This is a genomic window from Pseudomonas fluorescens (genome assembly GCF_900636825.1).
Lineage (GTDB): Bacteria > Pseudomonadota > Gammaproteobacteria > Pseudomonadales > Pseudomonadaceae > Aquipseudomonas > Aquipseudomonas fluorescens_BG.
The window spans coordinates 61,376-75,456 of record NZ_LR134318.1; the positions used below are offsets into that span (position 1 = coordinate 61,376).

Genomic DNA, 14,081 nt, shown 5'->3' on the forward strand with positions numbered 1-14,081 from the left:
GAATTAAACAAAATGGAACAATTGCGTCAGCCGAGCTCCACCCGATTGCGTCCTGCATTTTTCGCCCGATACAGCGCCTGATCGGCTCTCTTGAGCACAAGATCGCTGTGTTCTCCCGGCTTGAACGCTGCGAGGCCCATGGAAATAGTGATCGTCACGCGCTCGCCCTTGAAATGAAACGGGCACGCCTCGATTGCCGCGCGCAGAGTCTCCAACAGTTTCGCGCCTACGGATTGCGGGGTCGCAGGCAGTAACAGAACGAACTCTTCACCGCCGAAGCGGGCGATGAAATCCGAGACGCGCAGGCGTTTGCGGAGCACCGTGGCGATGATCTTCAGCACTTTATCGCCAGCCAGGTGACCGTAGTTGTCGTTGATCCTTTTGAAGTGATCAAGGTCGAGCATGGCCAGGCTCAGGGTGTTGCCGTGTTGCTGCCATTGGCTGATCTCATGTTCGAGTCGTTCGCTCCATGCAGCCCGATTGGGCAAGCCGGTGAGAGGGTCGATCATGGCTTTCTGGCGTTGCACTTCGAGGTTTTCCCGGAAGCCCTGGGCTTCCTGTTCCATGTGTGCGACGCGTTCGGAAAGAATTTTGAGTCTTGTCGCGACTTCCTGCTCGCGAGCATCACGCTGCTTTTGATGCTGATCCATGGTGCCGAGCAGGCCTTCGAGGTGGTTTTCCAGCACTTGCTTGAGGTCGTCCAGATCCGCCGCTTCCTGGACGCTGGTCTGCAAACCGTCGACTTGCTCGCGGATCTGCGAGTCCATTGCCCGCGCTGCCGAGCTGTTGTCGGCATGGCCTTCACTGGCGGCTTGCAGATTGCTCTGGAATGTTTCGAGGCGTTCGTTGAGTTGCTGCAGATACGCTTCGAATTCGTGCTGACCGCTGTCGGTAATCGCCAGCATCAACGTGGCGAGGTCATCGAGGATCGGCAGTAATTCGTACCAGTTCAAACCATGTTTCAGGCGCTCGCGCATCGCTTCGGCTTGCGGGCGGTGGCGCTCCGGCAGAGTCAGATCGTCGAGCAGACCGATCAGGGTGTCTTCGATATGCCGGGCCACCGAGCTGTACGACGGCTCCGGGGAATCCGGCAGGGCAAAAAGACTTTCTTGCTCGAACTGCTCCGGATCGATGGCAGCCACGGCCTGCGCGATGGGTTCGGGCAGTGGCAGGCTGGCAAAGGGCGGCGGGGTTGGATCACCGGGCTGCAGCAACTCGTCGGGGTTGAAGGCAACTGCAGCCACCGGTGGCGGGGTGATTTGCGCGACGAACTCGGGCGCAGCCTCAACGGGAGCAACGTCGGCTTCGAGCGGATCGCCTATGGCTTCGCTGACCGGCGTCGGTGGCACAACAACCGCGGCTGGCTGCGCCTGTTGAATTTCAGAGGGCGGCGCTGTCTCGATGGGCAGCGTGGGTGCTTGAACTTCGACAGCGGCCGGTGCCGGTGCTGGTTCAGAGGCTGCGACAGGAGCCGTTTTCGGTTTTTCCGTTTCGTCCTGCGCCGCCGCAGCGGCAGGCTCGGCTTCAACGATTCCCGGAGACTCAACCGGCGCGTCTTCTTGATCACGGCTGCCGAACAAGCGCTGCAACAAACCCGGGCGTCCCGGCTCGGCAGGCGTGTCCAACTGGCTCAAGGCCTTGCCCTGCAAGCCACTGAGCTCACTCAACAGCAGCGGCATTTCCCGCGCCGAACTGACGCGTGCGTCCAGTTGTTTGGCAAATTTCTTCAGCGGTTGCGCGACTTCGCGTGGCAGCGGCAACGCTTGCAGTTGCGTGACCAGCGCCGTCAGTGCCGAGCTGACCTGATCGATGCGGGTTTCCCGGCGCTGCTCGGAGTCGAGCACGGCTTTTTCCAGGCGTGGCAGCAGCGCGGCGAGGCCGGCGTCCATGTCGTCGGTGCGCACCACCTCGCGCATCTCTTTCATGCACTGGTCAACGGCTTTGTCGGTGCCCTCAGCGGCCAGCGTGCTGCGCACCAGACCGCGACGCAGCAGGTCGAGTCGTGCAGCCCAGCGTCGTTCGAGTTTGTCCTGCTGTTCGATGCTCTTGAGGTACTTTTCTTTCCAGCGCTGGGCTTCGTCGCTCATTCAGGGGTTCCGCGAAGGGCAGGACTCAACGCGGGCAATGCATCGGCCGTGAGCGAACCCGGCAGACGAATCTCTACCGCGACCGGCAGGTGATCGGAAATCGGTTGCGCCAGCACTTCGACCTTTTCCAGCGTCAGGGTCGGGCTGAGCAAAATATGATCAAGGCAGCGCTGTGGGCGCCAGCTGGGGAAAGTCGCTTCCACCTGCGGGGCCAGCAAGCCGAGATCGCGTAACGGTGAATCTTGTAGCAGATCGCTGGCATGGGTGTTCATGTCACCCATCAATACTTGATGTTTGTAGCCGCCGATCAAATCGCGAATGTAGGCCAGTTGCAGGCTGCGCGTTCGCGCTCCGAGCGCGAGATGCATCATGACCACTACCAGCGCTTCCGGACCTTCGCCGAAACGCAGCAGGATCGCGCCGCGTCCTTTCGGGCCGGGCAGCGGGTGATCCTCGATCGCCCACGGTTTCAGGCGACTGAGCACGCCATTGCTGTGCTGGGCCAGTCGACCGAGATTGCGATTGAGTTGTTGATACCAGTAGGGGAACGCGCCGAGATGGGCGAGGTGTTCGACCTGATTGACGTAGCCCGAACGCAGGCTGCCGCCGTCGGCTTCCTGCAGGGCGACCAGATCGAAGTCGCCAAGCAGGTCGCCGATCTTTTGCAGGTTGCCTGAGCGCCCGGTGTGCGGCAGCAGATGCTGCCAGCTACGGGTCAGGTAATGGCGATAGCGCTCGGTGCTGATGCCGACCTGGATGTTGAAACTGAGCAAACGCAGACGCTGGTCCGCAGGCAGGCCTGTGGCCGCCAAATGATGTTCGTTGACCTGCGGGTCATGCAGGCCAACGACGCGTGCGGATTTCCAGCCGCGCATGGCAGTCGCCGCGCTTAGTTGGCAGCAGCCTTGGTTGCCGCTCGCTCTTTGGCGACCAGTTGGTCAGCCAGTTGCAACGCTTGCTCGGCACCACCGGCGGAGCCGATGTCGAAGCGGTACTTGCCATTGACGATCATGGTTGGCACGCCAGTGATCTCGTATTTCTTGGCCAGCTCGCGAGCCTTGATGATCTGGCCTTTGATCGCGAAGGAATCGAAGGTGGCGAGGAACTTGTCCTTGTCCACGCCTTGGGTGGCGAGGAAGTCAGCCATATCGTTTTTATCGGTCAGCTTCTTGTGTTCTTTCTGGATCGCGTTGAATACCGCGGCATGCACCTTGTGCTCGACGCCCATTGCTTCCAGCGTCAGGAACATCTGGCCGTGAGCATCCCACGGGCCGCCGAACATGGCAGGAATGCGCACGAAGTTGACGTCGGAAGGCAGTTTTTCAACCCATGGATTGATCACCGGCTCAAAGGCATAGCAATGCGGGCAGCCGTACCAGAAGAGCTCGACCACTTCGATCTTGCCAGGCTCTGCCACCGGCACCGGGTTGGCCAGTTCGACGTAAGGTGCGGCAGGGGCTTCGGCGGCCTGAGCGGTGACGCCGAACAGGCTGGCAGCGACGAGGGCGGCGCTGATGATCAGATTACGCATGCTTTACTCCTGGACAATTTTGGTCGCCTCGCGCGACCTGTTTTCAGACAGATCCTGGCGGGCATGAGTGCTGTAGTGTAACGGCAGCGGCCACAAAAAAGGGCGGCCAAAGCCACCCTTTTTATACTTGCTGCGACGGATTAATCGAGCGTTAACGTTGCGCTCTTGCATTAAATCACGTAACTCCCTGCAGGAGCTGCCGAAGGCTGCGATCTTTTGATCTTCAGCCTTCATCCAGCGCTCGCCCCGGCGCGCTTAGTGCAGACCCTGAATGTAACTGGAGACTGCAGCAATGTCCTCGTCGCTCAGCTTGCGCGCGATGGTGCGCATGGTCATCGCGTCGCCGTCATTGGTGCGTCCAGCCTCTTCCTTGCGGAAGTCGGTGAGTTGCTTGGCGATGTATTGAGCGTGTTGGCCACCCAGATGCGGGAAACCGGCAGGGGCGTTGCCGGCGCCATTTGGCGAGTGGCAACCGGTGCAGGCTGGCAGGCCTTTTTCCAGATTGCCGCCGCGGAACAGCGCTTCACCGCGAGCGACGATCTTCGGATCGGCGGCGCCGACGCTGCCTTTCTGGCTGGCGAAGTAAGCGGAGATGTCGGCCAGATCCTGATCATTCAGGTTGGTCAGCAGCCCGGTCATTTCGAGAACGACGCGCTTGCCCGACTTGATGTCGTGCAATTGCTTGTTCAGGTAGCGTTCACCCTGACCCGCCAGTTTCGGAAAGTTTGGCGCCATGCTGTTCCCGTCCGGGCCATGGCAGGCTCCGCAGACGGCGGCTTTCGCCTGGCCTGCTGCGGCATCCCCGGCAGCATGCGCGAAGCCTGAGATTCCCACGGTCAACAGCAGACTCACGATCAATTTCTTCATCAGCTAATCCAACTACGGCTAAGGGTTAAGTTATGGACCGGGTTTACTCGCTCATCCAAAGGATGATGGCTTGGTAATCCTCGGCACTGCAGTCCATGCACAAACCACGCGGCGGCATCGCCTTGAAACCCTGGGTCACGTGTTGCACCAGCGTCCCCATACCTTTCGCCAACCTCGGCGTCCAAGCTTCCTGATCGCCTCTTTTGGGCGCCATGGGCAGTTGGCCAGAATGACAGGCAGCACAAACACGGTTGTACACTGCTTCCGGATCCTGTGTAGCCTGTGCGCTGTAAAGCGGCATCAAGACTCCGGCAGCCAGCAGCCATTTCGTCATAAAACGACCTATTCAGGGTTGAGAGCGTTCTGCGTTCTGATGCGCAATCAAGGTCTGTCGCTCTCGTGAACTTCATCCTTCGCTGGGACAAAGCACACACAAAATCTGCGGCATTATATACTGGCGTCACTGAAACGGAAGCGACACCGCGTTCCGCGCCCAATCCCGGCGCCGCCCACATCGGAAATCCCATGCAACTCAAGAATCCCATCCTCGGCCTGTGCCAACAGTCCACATTCATGCTCAGTGCCGCCAAAGTCGATCAATGCCCTGACGACGAAGGCTTCGAAGTGGCATTTGCCGGGCGTTCCAACGCTGGCAAATCCAGCGCCCTGAACACCCTGACTCACGCCAGCCTGGCGCGCACCTCGAAAACTCCGGGTCGCACACAGCTGTTGAACTTCTTCAAGCTAGACGAAGATCGCCGTCTGGTCGACCTGCCGGGCTACGGTTATGCAAAAGTACCGATCCCGCTGAAGATGCACTGGCAGCGTCACCTTGAGGCCTACCTCGGTGGCCGCGAGAGTTTGAAAGGGCTGATCCTGATGATGGACATCCGTCATCCAATGACCGACTTCGACCTGTTGATGCTCGACTGGGCCGTCGCCGCCGGAATGCCGATGCACATTCTTCTGACCAAGGCCGACAAGCTGACCTACGGCGCCGCCAAGAACACTCTACTCAAAGTGCAGTCGGAAATTCGCAAGGGTTGGGGTGATCTGGTCACCATCCAGCTTTTTTCGGCGCCAAAACGCATGGGCCTGGAAGAGGCCTACACTGTGTTGGCGAACTGGATGGAGCTGGCGGACAAAGGCGCTGAATTGCCTGCTGAGTAAATCGCAGGCAAAAAAAGCCCCGGGATTCATTGGGGAGGGAGAATTCCGGGGTTTAAGTTCCGAACCGCTAGGGCGGGGTTCAGATATCTGCCAACACTTAACACAACATAGGAGCATCGAAGGGCTTCACCAGCCATTCAGTACCTCTGAGTGTTCGCTTGCCAGATTAGTTCAGATTTTTTTAAAAAAGCTTTGGAATAGTCTTTAGCGCTTTTTGAAATAAGCCGGTGGCATCGGCATTGCCGCGACTTCCAGCCGCGGCAATGCCGGTTTCAAATGGGCTCAGTGCGCCTCATCCCAGTTATTGCCTACACCCACTTCAACCAGCAGCGGCACGTCCAGCTTCGCCGCTTCGCTCATGTGCAGGCGAATCTCGGCGCTAACCTGTTCGACCAGATCCTCGCGAACCTCCAGCACCAGTTCGTCGTGCACCTGCAGGATGACGCGGGCATCCAGCCCGGACGTCGCCAGCCAGTTATCCACAGCCACCATGGCTTTTTTGATGATGTCCGCTGCCGTGCCCTGCATGGGGGCGTTGATCGCCGTGCGCTCGGCGGCGGCGCGTTCCTGCGGTTTGTTGGAATTGATTTCCGGCAAGTACAGGCGACGCCCGAAGAATGTCTCGACATAGCCCTGATCCGCCGCCTGCGCGCGGGTTCGGTCCATATACTCGCGAACCCCCGGATAACGGGCGAAGTAAGTGTCGATATAGGCCTTGGCGGTCTTGGTGTCGACGCCGATGTCCTTGCCCAGCTTCTGTGCGCCCATGCCGTAGATCAGGCCGAAGTTGATCGCCTTGGCGCTGCGGCGCTGATCCGACGTCACTTCATTGAGTTCGACCTTGAACACTTCGGCAGCGGTCGCGGTGTGCACGTCGAGATTGTTGCGGAACGCATTCATCAGGCCTTCGTCTTTGGACAGGTGGGCCATGATCCGCAGTTCGATCTGCGAATAGTCCGCCGCCAGCAGTTTGTAGCCTTTCGGCGCTACGAAGGCCTGACGAATGCGCCGGCCTTCAGCGGTTCGCACCGGAATGTTCTGCAGGTTCGGATCGCTGGAGGACAAGCGCCCGGTCGAGGCCACGGCTTGATGATACGAAGTGTGGATGCGCCCGGTACGCGGGTTGATCTGCTCGGGCAAGCGATCGGTGTAGGTGCTTTTCAACTTGCTCATCGAACGATGCTCCATCAGCACCTTCGGCAAGCGGTGATCTTCTTCGGCGAGCTTCGCCAGAACTTCTTCGGCGGTGGACGGCTGGCCTTTGGCGGTTTTCTTCAGCACCGGCAAGCCGAGCTTTTCGTAAAGAATCACGCCCAATTGCTTCGGCGAGCCGAGGTTGAACTCTTCCCCGGCGATCTCGAACGCTTCGCGCTCCAGAGCAACCATTTTGTTGCCCAGCTCGATGCTCTGGATGCCCAGCAGTTCGGCGTCAACGAACGCGCCTTGGCGTTCGATACGCGCCAGCACTGGCACCAGCGGAATCTCGATATCGGTCAGCACGCTGGCCAGACTCGGAATTGCGTTGAGTTTTTCAAACAACGTCTGGTGCAAACGCAGGGTGATGTCTGCGTCTTCGGCAGCGTACGGGCCGGCCTGTTCGAGGGCGATCTGATCGAACGTAAGTTGCTTGGCGCCTTTGCCGGCGATGTCCTGGAAGCTCACCGTAGTGTGATCGAGGTACTTTTGCGCGAGGCTGTCCATATCGTGACGAGTGGCAGTGGAGTTGAGCACGTAAGACTCGAGCATGGTATCGAAAGCGATGCCGCGCACCGTGATGCCTTGGCTCTGGTCGCCGCCGATGGCGCAGTTGGCCAGGATATTCATGTCGAACTTGGCGTGCTGGCCGACTTTGAGCTTGTTCGCATCTTCGAGGATCGGTTTGAGCGCGCGCAGCACGGTGTCGCGATCCAGTTGCTCCGGCACGCCGATGTAGGAGTGAGTCAACGGGATATACGCCGCTTCGTTGGCCTGCACCGCAAACGACAGGCCGACCAGTTGCGCCTGCTGCGCGTCGATGCCGGTGGTTTCCGTGTCGAAGGCGATCAGCTTGGCGTTGTTGAGCTTTTCCAGCCAGACATCGAAGCGCGCCTGATCAAGGATGGTTTCGTACGCGGCTTCAATCGGGGCGGCGGGCGCTTGCTCCGCTGGCGCGTCGAACAGATCGCCGGCCGGCGCAGGCTCGGCGGCGGCGCTCAGTTCCAGACGCTTGGCGTCGCGATCCAGATCGTTGATCCAGCTTTTGAATTCCAGCAGGGTGTACAGCTCGTAGAGCTTGGCCTGGTCTTCGGCGCCCATCTGCAGATCGTCGAGTTCGATGTCCAGCGGCACGTCGATTTTGATCGTCGCCAGTTGATAGGAAAGGAACGCCATTTCCTTGTGCTCTTCGAGCTTGGCCGGCAGGTTTTTCGCGCCACGAATCGGCAGCGTCGGCACGATGTGCAGATTCTCGTACAACTCTTTCAGGCCACCATTGACGCCGACCAGCAGGCCGGACGCAGTCTTCGGGCCGATGCCCGGAACGCCCGGGATGTTGTCGGACGAATCGCCCATCAGCGCCAGATAATCGATGATCTGCTCCGGTGCGACGCCGAATTTCTCCTTCACGCCTTCCACGTCCATCGAACTACCGGACATGGTGTTGACCAAGGTAATGTGACCGTCGACCAGTTGCGCCATGTCCTTGTCGCCGGTGGAGATGATCACCGGGCGGTCCGCCGCCGCGCTGCTGCGCGCAAGGGTGCCGATCACGTCGTCAGCCTCGACGCCGTCGACGCACAACAACGGGAAGCCGAGGGCGATCACGCTTTGGTGCAGCGGTTCGATCTGCACGCGCATGTCGTCCGGCATGCTCGGGCGATTGGCTTTGTATTCGGCGTACATCTCATCGCGAAATGTCCCACCCTTGGCATCGAACACGACGGCGAACGGGCTGTCCGGGTACTGCTTGCGCAGACTCTTGAGCATGTTCAGCACGCCTTTGACCGCACCGGTCGGCAGGCCTTTGGACGTGGTCAGTGGTGGCAATGCATGGAAGGCGCGGTACAGGTAAGACGAACCGTCCACCAGGACGAGGGGGGCTTGGCTCATGAGCAGGATCAACCTTTTCGGCGGGTCCGGCGCTAGAATAGCGGGACCGTTGACGACAAAGGGATAAGGTTATCATGCGTACGTTAAATCGCTTGCTGCTGGTCGGTTTGATCGCTGTCTCACCACTGGCTGCGATGGCGGCGGATGATGCGCCGGGCGGCGACCCTGAAGTCACCATCCGCACGGAGGGCGACAAGACCATTCAGGAGTACCGACAAAACGGTTTCCTGTATGCGATCAAGGTCACGCCGAAGGGCGCGCCGCCGTACTTTCTCGTGCGTGCCGACGGGACGGATGCCAACTTCATCCGCTCGGATCAGCCGGATATGCTGATTCCGTCATGGAGGATTTTCGAATGGAAGTAAGTGTTCAATTCACCCGGCGTCGCCGTTGCGGCGCCCGTACTGGCAGTTAAGACATGTCTGTGTTCACTCCCCTGGCTCGGCCTGAGCTGGAAACCTTTCTCGCCCCATACGGGCTCGGCCGCCTGCTTGATTTCCAGGGGATCGCCGCTGGTAGCGAAAACACCAATTTCTTCATCAGCCTGGAGCAGGGCGAATTCGTCCTGACCCTTGTCGAGCGCGGCTCGGTGGAGGAGATGCCGTTCTTCATCGATCTGCTCGATGTGCTGCACGAAGCTGATCTGCCGGTGCCTTACGCCCTGCGCACCACTGAGGGCGTGGCGTTGCGTGAACTCAAAGGCAAACCGGCGCTGTTGCAACCGCGCCTGTCCGGCAAACACATCAAGGTCGCCAACGCCCAGCATTGCGCGCAGGTTGGCGAGTTGCAGGCGCATCTGCACCTGGCGACTCAGGGCGAACGCATGATCAAGCGCAAGACCGATCGTGGTCTGGACTGGATGCTGGAGGAGGGCACTGAGTTTCTCTCGCACCTGAGCGATGAACCGCGCGCTTTGCTGCAAAAGGCGCTGAACGAAATCAGCGAACGCAAGGACAAGATCCTCGCATTGCCGCGAGCGAACATTCACGCCGACCTGTTCCGCGATAACGCGATGTTCGAAGGCACGCACCTGACCGGGTTGATCGACTTCTATAACGCTTGCTCGGGGCCGATGCTGTACGACGTGGCGATTGCCTTGAATGACTGGTGTTCGGACGAGGAGGGCGTGATCAATGGCCCGCGTGCCCGGGCATTTCTCGGCGCATACGCGGCGCTGCGGCCGTTCACCGCGGCGGAGGCGGAGTTGTGGCCAACGATGTTGCGCGTGGCCTGTGTGCGGTTCTGGTTGTCACGCTTGATTGCCGCCGAACAGTTCGCCGGGCAAGACGTGCTGATTCACGATCCGCAGGAGTTCGAACAGCGCTTGGCGCAGCGGCAGCAGATTCATACACCGTTGCCTTTTGCCCTTTAAGATCAAAAGATCGCAGCCTGCTGCAGCTCCTACAGAGGTCACATGTAGGAGCTGCAGCAGGCTGCGATCTTTTCTATGGGCTACAACGATTCCAGGCAGCCGGCCAGATCATTGCCCAGCTTTTCCAGCACCTGCTCATACCCCTGAGCCGTCGCCGGGGTGTATCCGCCCAACGCATCCAGCTCAGCCAGTTTCACCGGCAGGCCTGCGACGAGGGTTTCCGCCAAACGCGGGCGCAGTGGTGGCTCGCTGAACACGCAGGTCTTGCCCACTTCCTGCAAGCGTTGGCGCATCGCCGCGACGTGCTGCGCGCCCGGCTGCACTTCGGCGGCCACGGCAAACACCCCGGCGTGCTTCAAGCCGTAAGCGTCCTCGAAATAATCAAACGCCTCGTGAAACACGAAGTACGGCTTGCCTTCTACGCCGGCCAGACGCTTCTTCAAGCGTTGATCCAGTGCGTCGAGGCGCTCATCAAAGGCTTTGGCGTTGCTCTGATAGCGTTCGGCATTGGCCGGATCGGCGGCGCTAAGATCGGCGGCCATTTTGTCGGCGATCACCCGTGCATTGACCGGTGACAGCCACAAGTGCGCGTCGAGCGAGCCTGGGCGATGATCGTGATCGTGCTCGTCGGCCTCTTCGGCGTGGGAATGGTTGTCTTCACCAAAGTGGCGCAACTTGAGCCCCGGCAGATCCTGCACCGCGACGCTTGGCTGCGTGCGACCATTCAGCACCCGTGGCAGAAAACCTTCCATGTCCGGACCGATCCAGTAGAGCAGGTCCACCGATTGCACCTTCCGTACGTCGGATGGGCGCAGGGCGTAATTATGCGGCGAAGCACCCGGCGGCAGCAGTACCTCGGGAATCGCCACACCGTCCTGCACAGCCGCCGCAATCAGCTGCAACGGTTTGATGCTGGTAAGGACTTTGACCTCGGCCTGAGCCGTACCGATCAGCAGAAAACTGGCAACAAAAGCCACAAAAACAGAAAAAAGTCGGGACACGATGACCACTCAATGAGGCGAGAACGGGTAACATAATAACGTCTCTATCAAATCTCGTCGCCGCCAATGCCTATTACACCGATCGCCAGCCGTCCCCACGACCACTCACATTGCGTGCACAGCGCATTGTCCGAGGCCGATACCTTGTGCGCGCAGAAAGGCTTGCGCCTGACCGCTCTGCGCCGCCGGGTGCTGGAATTGGTCTGGCAGAGTCACAAGCCGCTGGGCGCCTACGACATTCTCGCGGTGTTGAGCGAGCAGGATGGCCGCCGTGCTGCGCCGCCTACCGTGTACCGCGCGCTGGATTTCCTTCTGGAAAACGGTCTGGTGCATCGCATCTCATCGCTTAACGCTTTTGTCGGTTGCGTTCACCCTGAGCACGCGCATCAGGGCCAGTTCCTGATCTGCCGCACCTGCCACGCGGCTATCGAACTTGAGCAAAAAGTGATCAGCGACGCGATCATCAACAGCGCCAAAGACGTCGGTTTCATCGTCGAAGCGCAGACCGTCGAAGTCGTCGGCCTGTGCTCCGGTTGCCAGGGGGCCTGATGAGCAATGCGCTGATCCGTCTGGAACAGGTCGCAGTCACGTTTGCCGGGCAGACCGTGCTGGACAATATCGAGCTGAGTGTCGAGCCGGGGCAGATCGTCACCCTGATCGGCCCCAACGGCGCGGGCAAGACCACTCTGGTTCGCGCCGTGCTTGGCCTGTTGAAGCCGAACAGCGGCAGCGTCTGGCGCAAGCCGAAACTGCGCGTCGGCTATATGCCGCAAAAATTGCACGTCGATCCGACACTGCCGCTGTCGGTGCTGCGCTTTCTGCGCCTGGTCCCCGGCGTTGATCGCCCGCGCGCCCTGGCCGCGTTGAAAGAAGTTGGCGCCGAACACGTCATCGACAGCCCGGTGCAAAGTGTTTCCGGCGGCGAAATGCAGCGTGTGCTGCTGGCCCGGGCACTGCTGCGTGAGCCAGAGTTGCTGGTACTCGACGAGCCGGTGCAAGGCGTTGACGTCGCTGGCCAAGCCGAGCTGTACAGCCTGATCACGCGTCTGCGCGACCGTCACGGTTGCGGCGTGCTGATGGTCTCCCACGATTTGCATCTGGTGATGAGCACCACCGATCAGGTGGTCTGCCTCAACCGTCACGTCTGCTGCTCCGGACATCCCGAGCAGGTCAGCGGCGATCCGGCATTTGTCGAGCTGTTCGGCAAGAACGCGCCGAGCCTGGCGATCTATCATCACCATCACGACCACGCTCATGACCTGCACGGTTCGGTGGTCAAAGGCCCGGTGAGCGGGCAACCTCACGTTCATGGAGACGGCTGCAAGCATGGCTGATTTTCTGTTGTATGCCCTGCTTGCAGGTCTGGCGCTGGCGCTGGTGGCCGGGCCGCTCGGTTCGTTCGTGGTCTGGCGGCGAATGGCGTATTTCGGCGACACCTTGTCCCATGCCGCGCTGCTCGGTGTGGCACTGGGCTTTCTGCTGGATGTCAGCCCGACAGTTGCGGTCACGGTCGGCTGCCTGCTGTTGGCGGTGTTGCTTGTGACGTTGCAACAGCGCCAGCCACTGGCGTCTGACACGCTTTTGGGAATTCTCGCGCCGAGCACGCTCTCTCTCGGCCTGGTGGTACTAAGCTTCATGCATGAAGTGCGGATCGACCTGATGGCCTATCTGTTCGGTGACCTGCTGGCGATCAGTCCGAGCGACCTGGCGTGGATTCTCGGCGGAACCGCTGCAGTGCTGGTGTTGCTGGTGACGCTGTGGCGACCACTGCTCGCGGTCACCGTGCACGAGGAATTGGCCCGGGTCGAGGGCTTGCCGGTGGCCGGTTTGCGTCTGGCGCTGATGCTGTTGATCGCCGTGGTGATCGCGGTGGCGATGAAAATCGTCGGTGTGTTGCTGATTACTTCGCTGTTGATCATCCCGGCGGCTGCGGCACAGCGTCACGCCCGCTCGCCGGAGCAGATGGCGCTGGGCGCGAGCCTGCTGGGCATGCTCGCGGTGTGCGGCGGGCTGGCGATGTCGTGGTTCAAGGACACCCCGGCGGGGCCGTCAATCGTAGTGACGGCGGCCGCACTGTTTCTGTTGAGTTTTGTTCTGCCCCGTCGTGGGGTGTAGACTTGGCCGCTTTTTGCGCAAATAGAGAGTCGCAGGAATGAAGCCGTTCGCCTCCCGTTATCTGCTCCTTGTCGCATTTTCAGTGCTGCTGGGTGCCTGCCAGAGTACCCCGCCGGTGGCTGAAGTCCCCGATGCGCGGGCTACGGCCATCGCACAGCTGGAGCAAAGCTTGGCCACCAGTGAACTGGCCACTGCCGAAGACCAGTTGGCCACGTTGCAAGCCCAAACCCCTAACGATCAATCCCTTGAGCAGTACCAGCGGCAATTGGCCGAGGCGTATTTGCGCCGCAGCCAGATTGTCCTGCAGAAAGGCGATGTGAACGCTGCCGCCACTGCATTGAGCCGCGCCCGGGCCCTGATGCCCAAGGCGCCGGCGCTGACCGGTGGCGTCAACGGTGCCATCACCGAAGCGCGCAAGGCCGAGCTGGAAAAGGCTGAAGCCGCATTGATGGCTGCCGAAGCCCGGCCGAAAGCCAAGGTGATCGACCCGACGGCCGAAAGCACCACGGTTGCGTTGAATATCGCTGATATCCATAAGCTGCAGCGACAGCTCGATGCGATCGCTGCCGATGTGGTGAATTATGAATGCGCTGTCAGCATTCAGGCCCCGCGCACCGCGGATTATCCGTGGCTGGCGACCCTGCTGACCAAGCGAGTCAAAAAGCTCAATCCTGATTTTGATTTGCAGATTGAGAAGCAGATCTTGCGCACAGTGCCGGCGCAGATGGTTTTAAGCCCGCGTAAGCCGTAAAAAAGATCGTCCAAACGCGGCCCGAGCCTCCGGCAGCTCCTACATGGGATCGAGTACATCCTGTAGGAGCTGCCGAAGGCTCGGGCCGCGTTTCGGACGA

The 14,081-nt window shown here is 60.3% G+C and carries 15 protein-coding genes; 7 read left to right on the forward strand and 8 right to left on the reverse strand.

Translation table 11 applies throughout. The features are described from left to right. Positions 1-26: 26 nt before the first annotated feature. Genes EL257_RS00295 through EL257_RS00320 form a run of 6 tightly spaced genes read right to left on the reverse strand, consistent with a single transcriptional unit; the run spans position 27 to position 4,819 of the window. Positions 27-2,087, reverse strand: a complete 2,061-nt coding sequence (locus EL257_RS00295) for a GGDEF domain-containing protein (RefSeq protein ID WP_126358833.1) — start codon at positions 2,085-2,087, stop codon at positions 27-29. Beyond that, a complete protein-coding gene (locus EL257_RS00300; RefSeq protein ID WP_126358834.1) occupies positions 2,084-2,962 on the reverse strand; it encodes an endonuclease/exonuclease/phosphatase family protein in 879 nt (292 codons plus the stop codon). Before EL257_RS00300 ends, EL257_RS00295 begins: the two co-directional genes overlap by 4 nt. 14 nt (positions 2,963-2,976) lie before the next feature. After that, entirely contained in the window at positions 2,977-3,618 is a 642-nt protein-coding gene (locus tag EL257_RS00305) for a thiol:disulfide interchange protein DsbA/DsbL (protein ID WP_126358835.1), read from the reverse strand. A 3-nt stretch (positions 3,619-3,621) separates the two neighbouring features. Further along, on the reverse strand, positions 3,622-3,852 hold the full coding sequence (locus EL257_RS00310) for a hypothetical protein (RefSeq protein ID WP_126358836.1): 231 nt from the start codon (positions 3,850-3,852) through the stop codon (positions 3,622-3,624). A 21-nt stretch (positions 3,853-3,873) separates the two neighbouring features. Then, entirely contained in the window at positions 3,874-4,485 is a 612-nt protein-coding gene (locus EL257_RS00315) for a c-type cytochrome (protein ID WP_126358837.1), read from the reverse strand. 43 nt (positions 4,486-4,528) lie between these two features. Then, positions 4,529-4,819, reverse strand: coding sequence for a c-type cytochrome (locus EL257_RS00320; protein WP_126358838.1), 291 nt, complete (start codon positions 4,817-4,819; stop codon positions 4,529-4,531). Between the two features lie 191 nt (positions 4,820-5,010). Between EL257_RS00320 and yihA the strand changes: the two genes are divergently transcribed. Next, positions 5,011-5,655, forward strand: a complete 645-nt coding sequence (yihA, locus tag EL257_RS00325; RefSeq protein ID WP_126358839.1) for a ribosome biogenesis GTP-binding protein YihA/YsxC — start codon at positions 5,011-5,013, stop codon at positions 5,653-5,655. A gap of 282 nt (positions 5,656-5,937) precedes the next feature. Here the strand turns inward: yihA and polA are convergent, their stop codons facing one another. Then, entirely contained in the window at positions 5,938-8,742 is a 2,805-nt protein-coding gene (gene polA, locus EL257_RS00330; protein WP_126358840.1) for a DNA polymerase I, read from the reverse strand. A 74-nt stretch (positions 8,743-8,816) separates the two neighbouring features. Between polA and EL257_RS00335 the strand changes: the two genes are divergently transcribed. After that, positions 8,817-9,107 carry a DUF2782 domain-containing protein gene (locus tag EL257_RS00335; protein ID WP_126358841.1) on the forward strand — a complete coding sequence of 97 codons (291 nt, stop codon included), beginning with the start codon at positions 8,817-8,819 and terminating at the stop codon, positions 9,105-9,107. A 53-nt stretch (positions 9,108-9,160) separates the two neighbouring features. Further along, positions 9,161-10,114, forward strand: a complete 954-nt coding sequence (locus EL257_RS00340) for a homoserine kinase (RefSeq protein ID WP_126358842.1) — start codon at positions 9,161-9,163, stop codon at positions 10,112-10,114. An 80-nt stretch (positions 10,115-10,194) separates the two neighbouring features. Here the strand turns inward: EL257_RS00340 and znuA are convergent, their stop codons facing one another. Then, positions 10,195-11,124, reverse strand: a complete 930-nt coding sequence (znuA, locus tag EL257_RS00345) for a zinc ABC transporter substrate-binding protein ZnuA (protein ID WP_232013055.1) — start codon at positions 11,122-11,124, stop codon at positions 10,195-10,197. A 57-nt stretch (positions 11,125-11,181) separates the two neighbouring features. On the opposite strand from znuA, the gene EL257_RS00350 reads away from it, so the two are divergent. The 4 genes from EL257_RS00350 to EL257_RS00365 are packed head-to-tail and all read left to right on the forward strand — an operon-like array spanning position 11,182 to position 13,981. Further along, a complete protein-coding gene (locus EL257_RS00350; protein ID WP_126358844.1) occupies positions 11,182-11,664 on the forward strand; it encodes a Fur family transcriptional regulator in 483 nt (160 codons plus the stop codon). Then, positions 11,664-12,449 carry a zinc ABC transporter ATP-binding protein ZnuC gene (gene znuC, locus EL257_RS00355; RefSeq protein WP_126358845.1) on the forward strand — a complete coding sequence of 262 codons (786 nt, stop codon included), beginning with the start codon at positions 11,664-11,666 and terminating at the stop codon, positions 12,447-12,449. The genes EL257_RS00350 and znuC overlap by 1 nt, the downstream gene beginning before the upstream one ends. Next, the gene (znuB, locus tag EL257_RS00360) at positions 12,442-13,230 is read left to right on the forward strand and encodes a zinc ABC transporter permease subunit ZnuB (protein ID WP_126358846.1); all 789 of its coding nucleotides are present in this window, start codon (positions 12,442-12,444) and stop codon (positions 13,228-13,230) included. Before znuC ends, znuB begins: the two co-directional genes overlap by 8 nt. Before the next feature lie 37 nt (positions 13,231-13,267). Beyond that, positions 13,268-13,981: a PA5502 family lipoprotein gene (locus EL257_RS00365; protein WP_126358847.1), complete on the forward strand. Its 714-nt coding sequence runs from the start codon at positions 13,268-13,270 to the stop codon at positions 13,979-13,981. The last annotated feature ends 100 nt before the right edge of the window (positions 13,982-14,081 follow it).

What these genes read in the sequence shown, in the direction of transcription:
- EL257_RS00350 (WP_126358844.1), top strand. Translation starts at nt 11,182, where the DNA reads ATGCCTATTACACCGATCGCCAGCCGTCCCCACGACCACTCACATTGC.
- znuC (WP_126358845.1), top strand. Translation starts at nt 11,664, where the DNA reads ATGAGCAATGCGCTGATCCGTCTGGAACAGGTCGCAGTCACGTTTGCC.
- EL257_RS00365 (WP_126358847.1), top strand. Translation starts at nt 13,268, where the DNA reads ATGAAGCCGTTCGCCTCCCGTTATCTGCTCCTTGTCGCATTTTCAGTG.
- EL257_RS00300 (WP_126358834.1), bottom strand. Translation starts at nt 2,962, where the DNA reads ATGCGCGGCTGGAAATCCGCACGCGTCGTTGGCCTGCATGACCCGCAG.
- znuB (WP_126358846.1), top strand. Translation starts at nt 12,442, where the DNA reads ATGGCTGATTTTCTGTTGTATGCCCTGCTTGCAGGTCTGGCGCTGGCG.
- EL257_RS00305 (WP_126358835.1), bottom strand. Translation starts at nt 3,618, where the DNA reads ATGCGTAATCTGATCATCAGCGCCGCCCTCGTCGCTGCCAGCCTGTTC.
- polA (WP_126358840.1), bottom strand. Translation starts at nt 8,742, where the DNA reads ATGAGCCAAGCCCCCCTCGTCCTGGTGGACGGTTCGTCTTACCTGTAC.
- EL257_RS00315 (WP_126358837.1), bottom strand. Translation starts at nt 4,485, where the DNA reads ATGAAGAAATTGATCGTGAGTCTGCTGTTGACCGTGGGAATCTCAGGC.
- EL257_RS00295 (WP_126358833.1), bottom strand. Translation starts at nt 2,087, where the DNA reads ATGAGCGACGAAGCCCAGCGCTGGAAAGAAAAGTACCTCAAGAGCATC.
- EL257_RS00335 (WP_126358841.1), top strand. Translation starts at nt 8,817, where the DNA reads ATGCGTACGTTAAATCGCTTGCTGCTGGTCGGTTTGATCGCTGTCTCA.
- EL257_RS00340 (WP_126358842.1), top strand. Translation starts at nt 9,161, where the DNA reads ATGTCTGTGTTCACTCCCCTGGCTCGGCCTGAGCTGGAAACCTTTCTC.
- yihA (WP_126358839.1), top strand. Translation starts at nt 5,011, where the DNA reads ATGCAACTCAAGAATCCCATCCTCGGCCTGTGCCAACAGTCCACATTC.
- EL257_RS00320 (WP_126358838.1), bottom strand. Translation starts at nt 4,819, where the DNA reads ATGACGAAATGGCTGCTGGCTGCCGGAGTCTTGATGCCGCTTTACAGC.
- EL257_RS00310 (WP_126358836.1), bottom strand. Translation starts at nt 3,852, where the DNA reads ATGAAGGCTGAAGATCAAAAGATCGCAGCCTTCGGCAGCTCCTGCAGG.